General features: G+C 55.7%; 1 rRNA gene (only partly in view). It reads right to left on the bottom strand.

What is annotated here, in order from left to right:
• Positions 1-21 precede the first annotated feature (21 nt).
• Positions 22-1,813 (bottom strand): 23S ribosomal RNA (locus ACH4FH_RS38800); it runs 1,430 nt beyond the window's last position.

Below are 1,813 nucleotides of genomic sequence, written 5' to 3'. Positions count from 1 at the left end.
ACACAGTGGACGCGAGCAACTGAGGACAAGCCCTCGGCCTATTAGTACCAGTCAACTCCAACCGTTACCGGTCTTCCATATCTGGCCTATCAACCCAGTCGTCTACTGGGAGCCTTAACCCCTCAAAGGGGGTGGGAGTACTCATCTCGAAGCAGGCTTCCCGCTTAGATGCTTTCAGCGGTTATCCTTTCCGAACGTAGCCAACCAGCCATGCCCTTGGCAGGACAACTGGCACACCAGAGGTTCGTCCGTCCCGGTCCTCTCGTACTAGGGACAGCCCTTCTCAATACTCCTACGCGCACAGCGGATAGGGACCGAACTGTCTCACGACGTTCTAAACCCAGCTCGCGTACCGCTTTAATGGGCGAACAGCCCAACCCTTGGGACCGACTCCAGCCCCAGGATGCGACGAGCCGACATCGAGGTGCCAAACCATCCCGTCGATATGGACTCTTGGGGAAGATCAGCCTGTTATCCCCGGGGTACCTTTTATCCGTTGAGCGACGGCGCTTCCACAAGCCACCGCCGGATCACTAGTCCCTACTTTCGTACCTGCTCGACCCGTCAGTCTCACAGTCAAGCTCCCTTGTGCACTTACACTCAACACCTGATTGCCAACCAGGCTGAGGGAACCTTTGGGCGCCTCCGTTACTCTTTAGGAGGCAACCGCCCCAGTTAAACTACCCACCAGACACTGTCCCTGATCCGGATCACGGACCCAGGTTAGACATCCAGCACGACCAGAGTGGTATTTCAACAATGACTCCACAACCACTGGCGTGGCCGCTTCAAAGTCTCCCACCTATCCTACACAAGCCGAACCGAACACCAATATCAAGCTATAGTAAAGGTCCCGGGGTCTTTCCGTCCTGCTGCGCGAAACGAGCATCTTTACTCGTAGTGCAATTTCACCGGGCCTATGGTTGAGACAGTCGAGAAGTCGTTACGCCATTCGTGCAGGTCGGAACTTACCCGACAAGGAATTTCGCTACCTTAGGATGGTTATAGTTACCACCGCCGTTTACTGGCGCTTAAGTTCTCAGCTTCGCCAACCCGAAGATTGACTAACCGGTCCCCTTAACGTTCCAGCACCGGGCAGGCGTCAGTCCGTATACATCGCCTTACGGCTTCGCACGGACCTGTGTTTTTAGTAAACAGTCGCTTCTCGCTGGTCTCTGCGGCCACCACCAGCTCAGGAAGTAAATTCCATCACCAGCAATGGCCCCCCTTCTCCCGAAGTTACGGGGGCATTTTGCCGAGTTCCTTAACCATAGTTCACCCGAACGCCTCGGTATTCTCTACCTGACCACCTGAGTCGGTTTAGGGTACGGGCCGCCATGAAACTCGCTAGAGGCTTTTCTCGACAGCATAGGATCATCCACTTCACCACAATCGGCTCGGCATCAGGTCTCAGCCTTAATGTGTGACGGATTTACCTACCACACGGCCTACACCCTTACCCCGGGACAACCACCGCCCGGGCTGGACTACCTTCCTGCGTCACCCCATCGCTTACCTACTACCACCTTGGTTCGGCGGCTCCACCACGTCCCTTTGTCCGAAGACTCCAGGCCGGCTTCACGGCCTTAGCATTAATGGATTCGATATTGGGCGTTTCAAAGCGGGTACCGGAATATCAACCGGTTGTCCATCGACTACGCCTGTCGGCCTCGCCTTAGGTCCCGACTTACCCTGGGCAGATCAGCTTGACCCAGGAACCCTTAGTCAATCGGCGCACACGTTTCCCACGTGTGTATCGCTACTCATGCCTGCATTCTCACTCGTGAACCGTCCACAACTCGTTTCCACGGCT

The sequence above is a fragment of the Streptomyces sp. NPDC017993 genome, assembly GCF_044328065.1.
Lineage (GTDB): Bacteria > Actinomycetota > Actinomycetes > Streptomycetales > Streptomycetaceae > Streptomyces.
This window is presented reverse-complemented; position numbering and strand designations above follow the sequence as displayed.